This window comes from Hyphomonas sp. ske169 (assembly GCF_056850855.1).
The window spans coordinates 1,713,216-1,727,007 of record NZ_CP096146.1 but is presented as its reverse complement, the minus strand read 5'-3'; the positions used below and the strand labels follow the sequence as shown (position 1 = coordinate 1,727,007).

Below are 13,792 nucleotides of genomic sequence, written 5' to 3'. Positions count from 1 at the left end.
TATTGGAGGCGTTGGAAATGAGAAACCTGTTTATGGGCGCGGCGCTTGTCGCCATGTGCGCGGCTTGCGTTGTCGAAGTTGGAAACTCTGACGACACTGTCACTGAGGAGACACAGGACATGTCCTACACGCCGTCTGCCTTGCTCGCGCAAACCCTTCCAGAACTGTCCGGAGCGCTGGCGTCTGGAGACCTGACATCTGTTGAGTTGGTCACGGCCTATCAAGACCGGATCGATGCGGTGGATCGCAGTGGGCCCACGCTACAATCGGTTCTGGCGCTCAATCCGAATGCGCTCGCCGATGCCGAAGCCAGTGATGCCCGCCGCGCCGCGGGTGAAGCGCTCGGACCACTCGACGGCATTCCGATCTTGCTCAAAGACAATATTGAGAGCCTCGACCCCGTTGCGACAACCGCAGGGGCGCTTGCCCTGAAAGACAATGTCACTGGGCGCGATAGTCCACTTGTGGCAGGTCTGCGGGCGCAAGGCGCGATTATTCTCGGCAAAACCAATCTCAGCCAATGGGCCAATTTCCGCTCTAATGATTCGATGAGCGGATGGTCAGCGCTCGGCGGCCAAGTGCGCAATCCGCATATGCTGGACCGAAACCCATGTGGATCGAGTTCCGGCTCGGGCGCTGCCGCTGCTGCCTCGCTGGCCGCGGGAACTGTAGGCACTGAAACCAATGGCTCAGTGATTTGTCCGTCCAATGTGAACGGCATTGTCGGCTTCAAACCGACCGTTGGCCTTGTGGCACAGGACTATATCGTCCCGATCTCTTCCTCCCAGGACACGGCTGGGCCGATGACCAAATCGGTCATGGGATCAGCGATGATGCTCGATGCGATGGCGACCGGTGCGGCGAAAACCGACTATGTCGCTGCCTTGGATGCAGAGAGCTTGTCTGGTCAGCGCGTGGGCGTGTTGCGCTTCGCGCAAGGCGAAACCGCCGACATCCAAGGCCAGTTCAACGCAGCGCTCGCAATTCTCGAAGCCCAGGGTGCGATCCTGGTCGAAATCGAGTCTTTCGCGCCTGACGCGGAGAATTTTTGGGGCGATGCGCTCTCTGTGCTTCAATACGAGTTCAAGCACACATTGAATGAATATCTCGCTTCGACGCCAGAGACCGTCTCGACACGAACGCTGACGGATTTGATTGCCTTCAATACTGCGAATGCAGAGATTGAATTGGCGCTCTTTGATCAAAGCCTTTTTGACGCCTCTGACGCTATGGGTCCGATTACGGACGAAGCCTATCTGACGGCGGTCGCGAATATCCAATCAGCGTCACGCGAGAATGGCATCGATAAATTGCTCAGCGATTATGATGTCGCCATGTTGGTCTCACCCTCAGGCCCACTCAGCCCGCGGATTGATCCTGTGAATGGCGATAATTGGCCAGCTTGGGCTGGCGCAGGATACCTCGCCGCTATTGCCGGATATCCCCATATCACCGTGCCCATGGGTAGCGTGCATGGCGTGCCGATTGGGTTCTCGATTATGGGCGCCAAAGATGCCGACGCGGACATCCTGTCTTGGGGCTATGCGTTTGAACAGGCGAGCAACTTGCGGGTGGAACCACAATATCTGCCAAATGCCGAAGCGCGGCCTGAAATCGCTGCGGCGATGAAGGCGAAGTGATCTAACTCACCAGGCGTTTCAGGTATTCGCCATACTCATTCTTGTGATCGGCGGCGAGTTTTAACACTTGCTCCCCGTCGATCAGATTGAGATGCCACGCCACTTCTTCCGGGCAGGCAATCTTTGAGCCGGTCCGTTTTTCTACGGCATGTACATATTCAGCCGCTTGCAACAGGCCATCAAAGGTACCCGCATCGAGCCAGGCAGTGCCTCTCGGCAGGACCTTCAACGACAGGTCACCGCGCTCGAGATAGGCATTGTTGACGCTGGTGATCTCAATCTCGCCACGCTTTGATGGCGTTACTGATTTTGCGATATCAACGACTTCATTATTGTAAAAATAGAGGCCGGTCACCGCGAGGTTGCTTTTCGGGTTTTTCGGTTTCTCTTCGATCGAGATGACTTTGCCATGCGCGTCTTGTTCGACCACACCAAAGGAAGAGGGATCGGCGACGGTGTAGCCAAAAATCGTGGCGCCTGTGTTTTCCGTATTGATGGTCTGCAGCTGTTCACCCAGCCCAGCGCCGTGAAAAATATTGTCGCCCAAAGCCAAGGCGCAGGGGTCATTTGCGATAAAGTCTTCGCCGATCAGAAACGCATCCGCGAGCCCGCGTGGTTCGTCTTGCTTGGCATATTGGAATTGGACGCCCCAATTCTCACCGGTTCCCAATAGCTCTCTAAACATCGGCAAGGCTTGCGGGGTCGAGATGATCAGAAAATCCGTCACGCCCGCGAGCATCAGTGTCGTGATCGGGTGATAGATCATCGGCTTGTCATAGACAGGGAAGAGTTGTTTCGAGATTCCGCGCGTGATCGGATGCAATCGTGTTCCGTGGCCGCCCGCCAGAATAATCCCTTTCATGCCCTAGCGTCCTTCATCCATCAGCCGGTTCACAGTCTCTCGCACGCCATCGCGCCAAGGTTGCGGTCTGATCCCAAACGTATCGGTGATCTTGCGCGTGTCGAGGCGAGAATTTCGCGGTCGCGCCGCTGGGGTCGGATAGTCCGAACTGGGGATGCGGTTCAAGCCAATCTTACAGCCGGTGCGGGCTTCATAGAGCTCGAATATGAAGGCCGCGACGTCCGCCCAGGAGGCTTCGCCCGCCGCGCTGAAATGGTAGGTGCCGAAAAGGTCTGGGCTAGGATCTTCGAAAATTCGTTGGGAGATCGCCAAAATCGCCTCGGCGATTTCATGGGCGCTTGTCGGACAGCCAATCTGATCATCGACCACCGACGCGCTACCCTTTTCCTGGGCCAAGCGTAGCATGGTTTTGACAAAATTGCCGCCATATGGGCTGTATACCCAGCTCGTTCGCAGGATGATATGTGCCGCATGCGTATCCCTTAGCCGGACCTCGCCCTCAAGCTTGGATGCCCCATAGACATTGATCGGGGCTGGGGTGCCGGTTTCTAGAAATGGTGCCGATCCCTCGCCATCAAAGACGTAATCGGTTGAGATGTGAATCAATGGCACATCATTCGCGGCACAGAGCGCGGCGAGCGTTCCAACGCCTTCGGCATTGATCGCAAACGCCGCTTCTTTTTCGGTCTCTGCTTGGTCCACCGCAGTATAGGCCGCCGCGTTCACCACCAGATCCGGGCTCGCAAGTTCGATCGCTCTTTTTAGGGAATCGGGATCCGCCAGATCGACCTCGGGGCGGCCCATCGCGGTCAATTCAAGATCGTAAGCCGCATGCCGCTCCTTCAGCGCTCGGGCCACTTGCCCAGATTTTCCGATACATAAGAGTTTCGCTGCCCGCATCACTCAGTAACTCAGAAAACCGGCGCCAAAGCGCTGAGCTTGGGCAGAATCTGGTCTTTTTCAGAGAGCGTGACAGACCGTCCATCGAGCGGCCAGGCGATGCCAAGATCTGGATCATCCCACGCAATGCCGCCTTCTTCGTTCGGGGCGTAATAGGATGAGACTTTATATTGAACATGGCAGTTGGGCGTGAGCGTCAAATAGCCGTGCGCAAAGCCTTCTGGGACGTAAAGCTGTTTGCCGTTCTCAGCGGTCAGCTCAGCACCGACATATTGGCCATAATTCGGAGAGCCCTGACGAATATCGACCGCAACATCGTAAATCGCCCCTTGGGTGCAGCGGATCAGCTTGGCTTGTGCGGCGGGTGGTTTTTGAAAATGCAGTCCGCGTAAGACCCCAGCCTGTTGAGAATACGCATGATTGTCCTGAACAAAGGGTCCGGAAATGCCCGCTGCTTCAAACGTGTCAGCGCGAAAACTCTCAGAGAAAAACCCACGCGCATCGCCATGCCGTTTGGGGGTCACAAGGATCACGTCAGGAATGGCAAGGCGTTCGAACAAGCTTCGATCTCCAAAGGTCTGCTGATGCTAAACGACAAAACAGCGCCGCTTTCAATCTTTAGGCTGCCTCACAGGAATGAATAAGGGTCAATATCCACTGCCACGCGCGCGGCATTGGGGAGTTTCAGGGCTTTAAGCCAGGTTGCCATATAGGCGGAGAGGTCAATGTCGCGCGGCGCTGTGATCAGAAAGCGCAGGCGATGCCGTCCACGTAAAAGACTGATCGGTGCGGGGGCGGGACCGTAGACGGTGACGCCATCGCCATGCGGCGCCGCTTTTCCCGCAAGCAGCCCAATCTCTTTCGCCATGCCCGCATCTGGCGCGGACAAGACCATTGCCGCCATCCGGCCGAATGGCGGGAGCGTCAATTCCTCGCGGACATCGCGCTCGATTTGCAAGAATCCATCGCGATCGCCCGCCGCGAGCGCTTGCATCGCTGGATTGTCCTGTTGATAGGTTTGGATCAGAGCGCGGCCCGGGCGTTCGGCTCGGCCAGCCCGGCCTGCAACTTGGCTTAGTAGTTGGTAGGTTCGCTCACCGGCGCGTAAATCGCCGCCTTGTAAGCCGCTATCGGCATCTACCACCCCGACCAGGGTCAAGTTCGGGAAATTGTGCCCTTTGGCGACGATTTGCGTGCCGACCAAGACATCGATTTCGCCTTCGGCCATGCGTTCGACAATCCCGCGGGTCGCCTCGCCGCCCATGGCTGTGTCCGACGAGAAGATCTCGACATGCGCGTCGGGGAGGAGCACCCGAACTTCTTCCGCCACGCGTTCAACGCCGGGGCCCACCCCCATCAGCGAGTCTTTCGCGCCACAAAGCGGGCAATTGTCTGGTTTCGGCATCGACCAGCCGGTGAGATGACAGACCAATCGATTGGTGTAGCGGTGCTCGGTCAGCCAACTTTCCGTGCCGGGGCTTTTCAATCGCTCGCCGCAGGCTTTGCAGATGACCAAGGGCGCATAGCCGCGACGATTGAGGAAGAGGAGGCTCTGCTCTTTCTTCTCAAACGTCGCGATCAAAGCCTTTTTGAGCACCGGCGACAGCCATTGGCCTTTTTCAGGGGTATTGGACTGCAGATTGACGAGGTTCATATCCGGCAGTCGGGCCGCGCCAGGTCGGGCAGATAATTTGAGGCGTTTATACCGGCCCGATTCGGCGTTCACGACGGTTTCCAGCGCAGGCGTGGCGGAGGCTAAGATGACGGTCGCGGCCTCGAGTTTTGCCCGCATGACGGCCATATCGCGGGCATGATAGCGCACGCCGTCTTCCTGTTTGAAACTGGTATCATGCTCTTCGTCGACAATGATCAGTTTGAGGTTGGAGAAAGGTAGGAACAGCGCAGAGCGTGCGCCCGTGACGATCCGCGCGCGGCCATGCGCGACTTCGCGCCAGGTGCGGCGGCGCTGTTGATCACTCAGCGATGAGTGCCACGGAGCGGGGCCTGCACCAAACCGCGCTTCGAACCGTTCATACACAGCTTGGGTCAGGGCGATTTCCGGAAGCAGGACCAAAATCTGCGCGGTTGGATCTTTTCGGAGCGTTTCCGACATCGCTTCGAAATAGACTTCAGTTTTGCCCGAACCCGTGATCCCATCCAGCAAGAAGGGCTGATAGTCGCCCGCTTGCACCGCAGCGCGGAGGGATTGCGCGGCAAGCGCTTGTTCCTCGGTGAGTGCCGGACCTTCGCGCTCAGGATCTGGAGCGGGAAAAGGGATATCGGTGTCACGCGTTTCTGCGCTGAGGCTCCCTGTTTCGACCAAGCCTTTGACCACGGAGGCGGAAACTTCCGCCGCCTTGGCGAGCTCTGTGGCGCTTGCTGCTCCGATCTGAGCCGCTGCCTCTAAGATTTTCTCCCGCGCCGCGGTCATCCGATTGGTGCGGTGACCGGTCAGTTGATAGACGGTTTGGGTCGGCGACGGTGAAAGCCCGCCGCGCGACCGCAAAGCCATGCCGAGAACTTGGCCTGGCCCCGCAACATTATATCTGGCGCAAAAGGTGATGAAGCGCCGCATCGATTCAGGCATTGGCGGGGTTGGAAAGACACTATCTACAAGTTTCAGCTCGCGCTCTGGGTCCGCTTCAACAATCTCCCACACGACGCCCGTGCGCTCATATTTGCCCAATGGCGCGCGTACATAAGAGCCAAGTTCGACCGCCATCCCGTCCGGGATAAGATAATCAAACGGCTCCGGAAGCGGCAGGGGAAAGAGGATGCGGGCCACGGGCATTTGCTCTCCATAGCAAAGCTCGCTCGCGCGGAAACCCGTCATTAAGCATGATGAGCGACACTTCACTCATGACTTTGATTGACGGCTTTTTAGATTTCATCGAGCGCGAGCAACGCCTCGCGGCGAATACAGTTGAAGCCTATCGCAGCGATTTGGACGAGTTCATGGGCTTTCTGCGCGGTCATTTAGGGGCTGAGCCCGGCATGCGGGCCTTCGCAGAACTCCAGGCGCGGGATATCCGATCCTTCCTCGCTGCCCGCCGACGTGATGGTTTGGCGGATGCGTCGATTGCCCGTCTTCTTTCGGCGATTAAGAGCTTGTACCGCTGGTTGGATCGCGCGCATGGCGTGGAAAATCCTGAGATCGCGTTCTTAAGTGGTCCCAAACGCGGCCAACGTCTGCCGCGGCCGATTTCTGAAGTCGCCGCCAAAGACATGCTCGATCAAGCTGAACTGATCCAAGAAGAGCCTTGGGTCGCGGCCCGCGATGTCGCCGCGCTCAGCCTGATGTATGGCGCCGGTTTGCGGATCTCCGAGGTCTTAGATCTCGCAGGCGACGTCAAAAATGCGCCAGAACGGCTTCGCATCAAAGGCAAGGGCGGCAAGGTGCGGATCGTGCCAATCATTCCGGTCGTTCGCGACGCGATATTGAGCTATGCCAGCCTCTGTCCATATGCACTCAATGCGCAAACGCCTTTGTTTTATGGCGCGCGCGGAAAGCGTTTGCAGGCGCCAATCCTACGCAAACAAGTGCAAATTTTACGCGGCGCGTTGGGCCTGACAGAGAGTGCCACACCGCATGCGCTCCGCCATAGTTTTGCAACTCATCTCCTCGCCCATGGCGCCGATCTTCGCGCCATCCAAACCCTGCTTGGCCATGCCAGTCTCTCAACCACGCAGGTCTATACTGGCGTCGAAGCCGGGCATCTCAGGAAAGTCCATGCGAGCGCCCATCCGCGCGGATAGATGAGGATTCGGTCCGGCCAATCCGACTGAATAGGCGTGAAGCAAATAGTCCGGTTTGATTGCATCAGACAGGACCATGCCTATGGATTTTTCCGCAAATCTCACATTGCCTTATATCTTGCCGAACCAGGCACAGAAACATGTTACCTTGAATGAAAGTCTGCGTCGGCTTGATGCTCTGGTACAAATCTCGGTCATCTCGATGGATGAGACTGATCCACCATCAACTCCAGAAGAGGGCGACCGCTATGTACCTGCGGCAGCAAGCACGGGGCCTTGGGCAGGCAATGAGGGCAATTTGGTTGCCTATCAAGATGGCGCTTGGGAGGTCTATCCACCTGAGATCGGCTGGATTGCGTGGGTCGAGGCAGACGGCGCCTTGGCGATCTATGATGGCGCAGATTGGGTCACGCTTGGACCGGCCTCTGAACTCGAGTCGCTTGGGATTAACGCGGTCGCTGATCAGAACAATCGCCTGATCCTAAGCGCGAATGCCAGCTTGTTTGATCATGAAGGCTCGGGGCATCAGCTTAAAATCAACAAAGCGACGGACGCCGATACGGGCAGCCTGGTTTTCCAGACGGCGTATCAAGGTCACGCCGAAATGGGACTGTCGGGAAACAATGATTTCAATGTGAAAGTCTCGCCTAATGGACAAACGTTCTTGAACGCTATTCTGATCCGTCACGATAATGGCAATGTCGGCGTGGATACGTATTGGCCGACGGCGAAACTCGATGTTTCTGGCCCGGTTCGGATTGGTCAGGTGACCTGGGCTGAGTTGCCGAATCCGGCCAATGTGGGCGCGGGCGCGCTGATCTATGTTTCAGATCAACCAGGTGGCGCTTCGCTCGCCTTCAGTGACGGCACAAATTGGCGAACCGCTCATGACAGGTCTGTCGTTTAGAGGGCGCCTAGGTTCGGTCTGGCGCGGCGGGGATTTGTTCAAGGTGAGTTCGCATTTTGGTGCCGACGCCCGCGGCACTCGCGACGCGTTCGATGTGCGCTTTACCGGCATTCGCTAACTGTGTCCTGGCTGGCGCATCCTCGGCCAGCTTGCGCATTAGGCGGACCGCTTCATCGTGATCGGGATCAGCCCATTCTGCATCTGTGTCGCCATAGATACCGTATTCGTCCTGGCACGGAATGAGGCGAGATCGGACGAGGCCTGCGTTTGCCTCTGTCGTAAAATCCATATTGCCGGACCAATCGGTGCAGATCACAGGCTTGCCGAGCGCCATGGCCTCTGCCAGGCCCAATCCGAACCCTTCAGAGCGGTGAAGGGACACCAAGACATCGCAGGAATTGAGCAGCGCCCATTGATCTTTTTCACTAAGCGATGTGTCGAGGATTTCGATATTCGCAGCACCGTGGATCGCAGCATTCAAATTGCTCATTGCGGTTTCGCTGCGGGCGAGGTTTCGGGTTTTGACAATTAAGCATCTACTCGGATCGTCGCCAAACGCTTCTCTAAAAGCGCGGATCGTAGCGATCGGGTTTTTCCGCTCAAATGAGGACATGCTGTCAGCCATGGTCAGAAAGACCAGCTGATCTTCAGCCATTCCATATTTCGCCCGCGCCGACTGGATGGTTTCTGGCGGCGCGACGGCATGCCCGAAGACGTGGATATCTGGCGCATCCTGATGTTTGCGCAAAGCGCTCGCGGTAAAGCTGCTAATCGTCCAAAGCTCGGACAGGTACCGAAACGCTTTCTCCCAGCCAGTCGGAAAAGTGGGCAGCTCCCATGCCCAATAGCCGATCGTGTACCAGTTGCGCCCACGCTCAAGCCCGAGATGCTGCATAGCAGACATCGTCTCCGGACCGTTCAGTTGAACGATCAGCGTGCCCTCCACATCGTCCGGCATAGGTTGGCAGGCGATCTCGCTGGTTAAATCTACCGGCGCAAAAGGTTCTGATAGATCAACCGCAATCGGATTAAGGCCCGCCGCCTCGAGCGCGCGATAGGTGGTCCGCGCCGCCTCGCCGATCCCATTGGCGGTGCTGAACAGGCCCGCGACAACAAGCGGCGCATTTGGGTCGCTTGGGCGGTGTGGGGCAGGGCGGGCGATCATTGACCTTGCATACGCGCTCTGCCAGCGCGGCCCAGCCAAGGTCCATAGGCGGTGCCGCCAGGATTCCGGCACGCGGCCCCATACCGACCGCAGGGCGTGCATGACGCCCAGCCGCAGCCGTGTGATCGGACTAAGCGACGCCTCTTGCACCTTTTACGGCCTTTCAAATTTCTGCGCCGCCCAGCGCATTTGCTGAAGCTCAGCGGGCTCAAGATATTTCGCAGCTTGGTTCAAAAATGCGTTGGCTTCGCGGGCAAAGTCGTCTTGGCCGATGTCTTCGTCTGCGCGGAGCTCTTCCAAATAGGTTGAGGCCCAGTGGGCTTGTGATCGGCCCAGATGGCGCTGGCTCAGTTCGAGCCCTTCCAGCGCGACCGTCGCCCGCATCGTGTTGGTGATGCAATCTGAGTGCAGTCGCGATTGCGCGATCATTTGCTCAACAAATCCAATTCGATCTGGAAACGCGCGGAACGCCCGGATCCAGTAATCATAGTCAAACGCGGTCTTGAGATCGCGATCAAGATCGCCAATCAGCGTCAGCGCGGAGGTCTTTAGAAACACGGTCGGTTGGCAGATAAAGCTTCCGCCTTCAAAGCCCTTTAGGCCGACGTCTGGTTTCTGTGTCGGATAGGGTGCGATCGAAGCACCGGTCTCATCGACATGCTCTCCGCGACCATAGCACATCAGCCAATCGGGCTGGCTTTGAAAGGCTTCAACAATGCGCGCGATCGCGCCGTCGGCATAAAGATCGTCAGAGTTCAGCCATCCGATAATCTCACCGCGGGCCTTGGAGAAGGATTTGAAGATCGCATCGGCCGGACCCGCATCCGGTTCTGAGACCCATCGCAAGTTCGGGTTCTTCGCGCCAATCCGGGCCAGAATATCGGGCGTTTCATCGGTCGATCCGCCGTCAGAGATAATCAGTTCCACATTCGAATAAGACTGGCCGAATACACTCTCGATAGACGCTTCAATGTACTGAGCCTGATTGAAACTCGGCATAGCGATGGAAACGAGCGGCGTCATGGGTTTTGGATCGTCAGTTCATCGTTTGAGCCAAGGCAGCCATTTGCGCAGTGACGGTGGGTCGGTGGGCTCTTTTTGTGTCGGCGTTGAATTCCACAAAGCGACGGCGACTTCAACCGCATCATTGAAATCAGGCACTACCGACTCCGCCTCTTCGGGATATTGTGAAAAGTCTTCAGAAAAGAGCGGCGCGTCTCGATCAGGAAACGCCATTTGCCTGAGCCGTTCATTGGCTTTGTCGAACTGGCGATAGAATGAAATCGCCTGATGCTGGGACAGGGGGTAGTATTTCCCGGCGAATAATTGTCCGACACGGCGCACCATTTCTGCGCGCCTTTCGTCAGTCCGATCGCCAGGCGGGTTCGGATAGAGATGGTTGAGCGCATGAATGAACTGGAAGCCTTGGCGATTGAGCGAGCGATTGTGGCGATGCGGGACAATGCTCAGCTCCGGCAACCCTGACGCCGCGCAGAAATCAGAGACCAGGCTGTCATTTGGCCAATGGTCTGGATCGTAGATGCGGGGGCGCATGGCGTCCGCTCCAAACCCATCCGCCCAGCGCGCGTAAATTTCGTCATAGGCATAATATTTTGGCGCGCTGTTCAGCGTTTTCAGGATATTGTCCAAGGTGACCTGGGCAGATGATTTGAGCCGTGTCGACAAGAGCGACAGAGCGAGCTCATCCTGGCGGCGAAAATAGACCAAGACTTCAAATGTCTCGACCCAGCGCTCGAGAAACGACTTTAGCGCGGTGATTTCGCGATCAAGATAGAGCCGGCTCTGAAAGTGTTCGGATGATATGATCAGCGTGTCCGCCGACCCGGCCGTCGCAAACTCTTCGTTGAGCGTCTGCGTGAGTGTCTCGCGAAACGCGTCTTGGCTGGCTTTATCCGTGATCCCAAGCTCGCGGCCGGTGTCCTGGTTCCACGGCGCGTGGTGCACGATGGCGACAAATTCCCATTGCGAGGAATGTTCGGTATCGGCAGCAATCGGGTGGAAGTAGCCGTGCTTCTTCAACTCGGTCCGATTGCTCTTCAAATATTCCTGAATTGCAGTGGTTCCGGTTTTTTCCGTACCAATATGGAGGATACACTTTTTGAACGGCTTTGCGGAAGACATTTGATTTAATCTATTCGTCCATCGTTCAAAACGCAGGTGAAAACCTATTAGACCAGCTTTGCAGTGTCGCAAAATCGGAAAATTCAGCTGCGCTGTCTTAGAGGGCGCTCTTGACCCTTGTTATTCCTCGGCAAAAGGATCGGTTACAGGCTCATTGGCGTGCTCGCCGAAGCCGTGCTGCCATTTCGACCAGACGACTTTGCCTTCCGTATATTGCCACGGCTTGAACTTGATTTCCTGATTGCGCAGGCGGTTATTGATCATCACCAGATCGACCAGCGCCAATTGCCCGAAATAATAGGCATTGTCGCAAATATCGAACATCCGGAACCCGCACTTTTCCAGCAAGGCGGCGCGCGAGCACAGGTCTTGGCGTCCAATCGATGCTTCGATAATGACGAAAGATGCCCCGCCAATGACATCTTGTCCGCCGTCGATAATCTTCTCTTCAACACCATCGACATCGAGCTTGATCAGATAAGACAGATCGCCCAGGCCTGCGCGGGTCATCACGCTATCGAGGCGGCGGGTTTCAATTTCTTCGATACTGACCAGAAAATCGAGGTCATCATCGCGCTCTGGTTTGATATGCGAATGCGTGACACGACCAGAGCCATCGACACTCGTATTGTGCAGATAGAGCATGCCATCCACGTCGCTAAGCGCTTGTTTATGCAGCGTATAACTGATCCCCGCATCCTGGTAATTTTTCTCAAGATCCGGATGATAAGTCGAGACGGGTTCGAACAAGTGATGATGTTTGTCGGCATAGACATCCATCAGGAAATCAGTTTTGCGCTGTGCCCCAATATCGATGATCTGCTCCACCGCACCAGGCGCGATTTCGCGATTGATCCGCAAAGATTGTTGAAGAGTTGGGTATCGCATAAACGCTCCAGACTGCCGCAAAGGCGGACTTACATCATGTAACGGCGAGATAGGCTAGTTCCGAAAACGTATCAGAGCGCTTCGTCGCGTCCGCAATGCACTTTCGATAGGCCGTGTGCATCTCTGGCGAACCCCTTTTTTCGTCGTCCGTCCCGGTATAACGGAACGTATTGAGGCGCTCGGATGTGATCGCATTGCGCGGGAAATTGATGGCTTCTAAATAGCTCGCGACATTTTCGCGGGTCAGGTGTGGGCCATAGTGGAGGATATCACCCCCGGTTTCTTCGTAGAGGGCGAAACTCTTAATATAAGTATCCCTAAGCCGGGCTGGGTGATCACCGAATTTTTTGATTGCCGAGGCCATATACCCGCCAGGCGCACGCATGCAGAAAAGAGAGCGGGCAGGTGGGCCGAACATGGACACCAGAAAGCGATACTCTTTTATCGAACTATTTGCCTGCTTATAGATCATGTCGATCTGCTGGCCCCAGCCTTTCCTCGCGTTTTCGTATATATTGTCGGACAAGTGAGAAAGATAGCTTTCGAGATCGAGACCGACGACGAGATCGGCTTGATGCAATACGCGCGCTAGCCCGGGATCAGACGCAAATTTCAGTGCATTCGAGTTAAACAAGCCCAGCATATAGGTCGTTCCGGTGCGGCCTGCGCCATGGATGAACCACCAGTTTTTCAGCTTTCCCATAATCTACTTCAACCCATGCGAGGGCGTCCTAATCGTCCTGAGTAAGACTATCTTTTTTGAATCACTATTATGCGATTGTCTGATTTTATTGGGCTGGGTAACTCAAATCCAGCACAATCGGCTCCCAATGAAAGACTAGAGATCATTTCTACCAGTAGTTTGAAAGTTTTATCTGACATATCCTCGATTAAATACAAGCCATTTTGTTTAATATAGGGCCACACGGTGCTGAGCAGGCAAAGGTTGGATCGAAATTCGTGCAGGCCATCGTCGAGAATGAAATCTATGCCCGATGCGAGATCTGAGTCTTTCAGATATGCAGCAATTTGAACGGGGTTTAGCTGATTGATGTAGTTGGTCTTGATACGGTCCTCTTCGAACAGAACCCGGGGATCGATATCTCCGCCGTTCACAATTGTTTCGCTGTTTCGAAGATATTGGCGCCACCCTCTCAATGAGGCTCCAAAACTGTACGAGTCCGCCATCGCGGATGGGACGTCTTGGTTTGGTGTCCCAATGCCAATTTCGGCGAAAGCCAATTTCGAGTGCCGAAAGGGAGACAGAATCTCATGATAGACTTGAGTATAGTTGTGCGCGACCGGTTTGTTGCACCGATTAGCGATCATATCATCACAAAGCGGGCTGTATGTTTTGCTGTTGATGCGGTCGCAAGCGGTGTTGAACCAAGCTTCGGCCGAGCTCCGAACCAAATCGGCTGGAAATTGTGATGTTCCCGGCGCGAGCTGACGGTCTTCAAAGGCTTTATTGAACTCAAACGGATTCAGGCTTTCAAAGGCATGAAAATTCGCTTCTGTTTCTAGCGGCATGA

At 55.8% G+C, this 13,792-nt stretch carries 13 protein-coding genes; 3 read left to right on the top strand and 10 right to left on the bottom strand.

Annotated features, from left to right (window positions below):
- Positions 1–17: 17 nt before the first annotated feature.
- Positions 18–1,640: an amidase gene (locus tag MY069_RS08325; RefSeq protein WP_482796614.1), complete on the top strand. Its 1,623-nt coding sequence runs from the start codon at positions 18–20 to the stop codon at positions 1,638–1,640.
- 1 nt (position 1,641) lies between these two features.
- On the opposite strand, the gene rfbA is transcribed toward MY069_RS08325, so the two are convergent.
- The 4 genes from rfbA to MY069_RS08305 form a co-directional block, all read right to left on the bottom strand.
- On the bottom strand, positions 1,642–2,502 hold the full coding sequence (rfbA, locus tag MY069_RS08320; RefSeq protein WP_482796613.1) for a glucose-1-phosphate thymidylyltransferase RfbA: 861 nt from the start codon (positions 2,500–2,502) through the stop codon (positions 1,642–1,644).
- A 3-nt stretch (positions 2,503–2,505) separates the two neighbouring features.
- Positions 2,506–3,402, bottom strand: coding sequence for a dTDP-4-dehydrorhamnose reductase (gene rfbD / locus MY069_RS08315; protein ID WP_482796612.1), 897 nt, complete (start codon positions 3,400–3,402; stop codon positions 2,506–2,508).
- 11 nt (positions 3,403–3,413) lie between these two features.
- Complete coding sequence (gene rfbC / locus MY069_RS08310; RefSeq protein ID WP_482796611.1) at positions 3,414–3,962, bottom strand: dTDP-4-dehydrorhamnose 3,5-epimerase; 549 nt, start codon at positions 3,960–3,962, stop codon at positions 3,414–3,416.
- 68 nt (positions 3,963–4,030) lie between these two features.
- Positions 4,031–6,193, bottom strand: coding sequence for a primosomal protein N' (locus MY069_RS08305; protein WP_482796610.1), 2,163 nt, complete (start codon positions 6,191–6,193; stop codon positions 4,031–4,033).
- Between the two features lie 68 nt (positions 6,194–6,261).
- Between MY069_RS08305 and MY069_RS08300 the strand changes: the two genes are divergently transcribed.
- Together MY069_RS08300 and MY069_RS08295 are read left to right on the top strand one after the other, a co-directional pair.
- A complete protein-coding gene (locus MY069_RS08300) occupies positions 6,262–7,158 on the top strand; it encodes a tyrosine recombinase XerC (RefSeq protein ID WP_482796609.1) in 897 nt (298 codons plus the stop codon).
- A gap of 82 nt (positions 7,159–7,240) precedes the next feature.
- Positions 7,241–8,065, top strand: coding sequence for a DUF2793 domain-containing protein (locus MY069_RS08295; protein ID WP_482796608.1), 825 nt, complete (start codon positions 7,241–7,243; stop codon positions 8,063–8,065).
- Positions 8,066–8,072: 7 nt separating this feature from the next.
- Here the strand turns inward: MY069_RS08295 and MY069_RS08290 are convergent, their stop codons facing one another.
- The 6 genes from MY069_RS08290 to MY069_RS08265 all read right to left on the bottom strand — a co-directional run bounded on the left by MY069_RS08290 (position 8,073) and on the right by MY069_RS08265 (position 13,790).
- Positions 8,073–9,380 carry a glycosyltransferase family 4 protein gene (locus MY069_RS08290; RefSeq protein WP_482796607.1) on the bottom strand — a complete coding sequence of 436 codons (1,308 nt, stop codon included), beginning with the start codon at positions 9,378–9,380 and terminating at the stop codon, positions 8,073–8,075.
- 3 nt (positions 9,381–9,383) lie between these two features.
- A complete protein-coding gene (locus MY069_RS08285) occupies positions 9,384–10,253 on the bottom strand; it encodes a glycosyltransferase family 2 protein (RefSeq protein ID WP_482796606.1) in 870 nt (289 codons plus the stop codon).
- 18 nt (positions 10,254–10,271) lie between these two features.
- Entirely contained in the window at positions 10,272–11,372 is a 1,101-nt protein-coding gene (locus MY069_RS08280; RefSeq protein ID WP_482796605.1) for a hypothetical protein, read from the bottom strand.
- A gap of 120 nt (positions 11,373–11,492) precedes the next feature.
- Positions 11,493–12,260, bottom strand: a complete 768-nt coding sequence (locus tag MY069_RS08275; protein WP_482796604.1) for an FkbM family methyltransferase — start codon at positions 12,258–12,260, stop codon at positions 11,493–11,495.
- A gap of 34 nt (positions 12,261–12,294) precedes the next feature.
- Complete coding sequence (locus MY069_RS08270) at positions 12,295–12,963, bottom strand: hypothetical protein (protein WP_482796603.1); 669 nt, start codon at positions 12,961–12,963, stop codon at positions 12,295–12,297.
- Between the two features lie 47 nt (positions 12,964–13,010).
- Complete coding sequence (locus tag MY069_RS08265; RefSeq protein WP_482796602.1) at positions 13,011–13,790, bottom strand: hypothetical protein; 780 nt, start codon at positions 13,788–13,790, stop codon at positions 13,011–13,013.
- Positions 13,791–13,792 lie beyond the last annotated feature (2 nt).

Coding starts and splice junctions, on each gene's coding strand:
- MY069_RS08325 (WP_482796614.1), top strand. CDS start 18: ATGAGAAACCTGTTTATGGGCGCGGCGCTTGTCGCCATGTGCGCGGCT.
- rfbA (WP_482796613.1), bottom strand. CDS start 2,502: ATGAAAGGGATTATTCTGGCGGGCGGCCACGGAACACGATTGCATCCG.
- rfbD (WP_482796612.1), bottom strand. CDS start 3,402: ATGCGGGCAGCGAAACTCTTATGTATCGGAAAATCTGGGCAAGTGGCC.
- MY069_RS08305 (WP_482796610.1), bottom strand. CDS start 6,193: ATGCCCGTGGCCCGCATCCTCTTTCCCCTGCCGCTTCCGGAGCCGTTT.
- MY069_RS08300 (WP_482796609.1), top strand. CDS start 6,262: ATGACTTTGATTGACGGCTTTTTAGATTTCATCGAGCGCGAGCAACGC.
- MY069_RS08295 (WP_482796608.1), top strand. CDS start 7,241: ATGGATTTTTCCGCAAATCTCACATTGCCTTATATCTTGCCGAACCAG.
- MY069_RS08285 (WP_482796606.1), bottom strand. CDS start 10,253: ATGACGCCGCTCGTTTCCATCGCTATGCCGAGTTTCAATCAGGCTCAG.
- MY069_RS08280 (WP_482796605.1), bottom strand. CDS start 11,372: ATGTCTTCCGCAAAGCCGTTCAAAAAGTGTATCCTCCATATTGGTACG.
- MY069_RS08275 (WP_482796604.1), bottom strand. CDS start 12,260: ATGCGATACCCAACTCTTCAACAATCTTTGCGGATCAATCGCGAAATC.
- MY069_RS08270 (WP_482796603.1), bottom strand. CDS start 12,963: ATGGGAAAGCTGAAAAACTGGTGGTTCATCCATGGCGCAGGCCGCACC.
- MY069_RS08265 (WP_482796602.1), bottom strand. CDS start 13,790: ATGCCGCTAGAAACAGAAGCGAATTTTCATGCCTTTGAAAGCCTGAAT.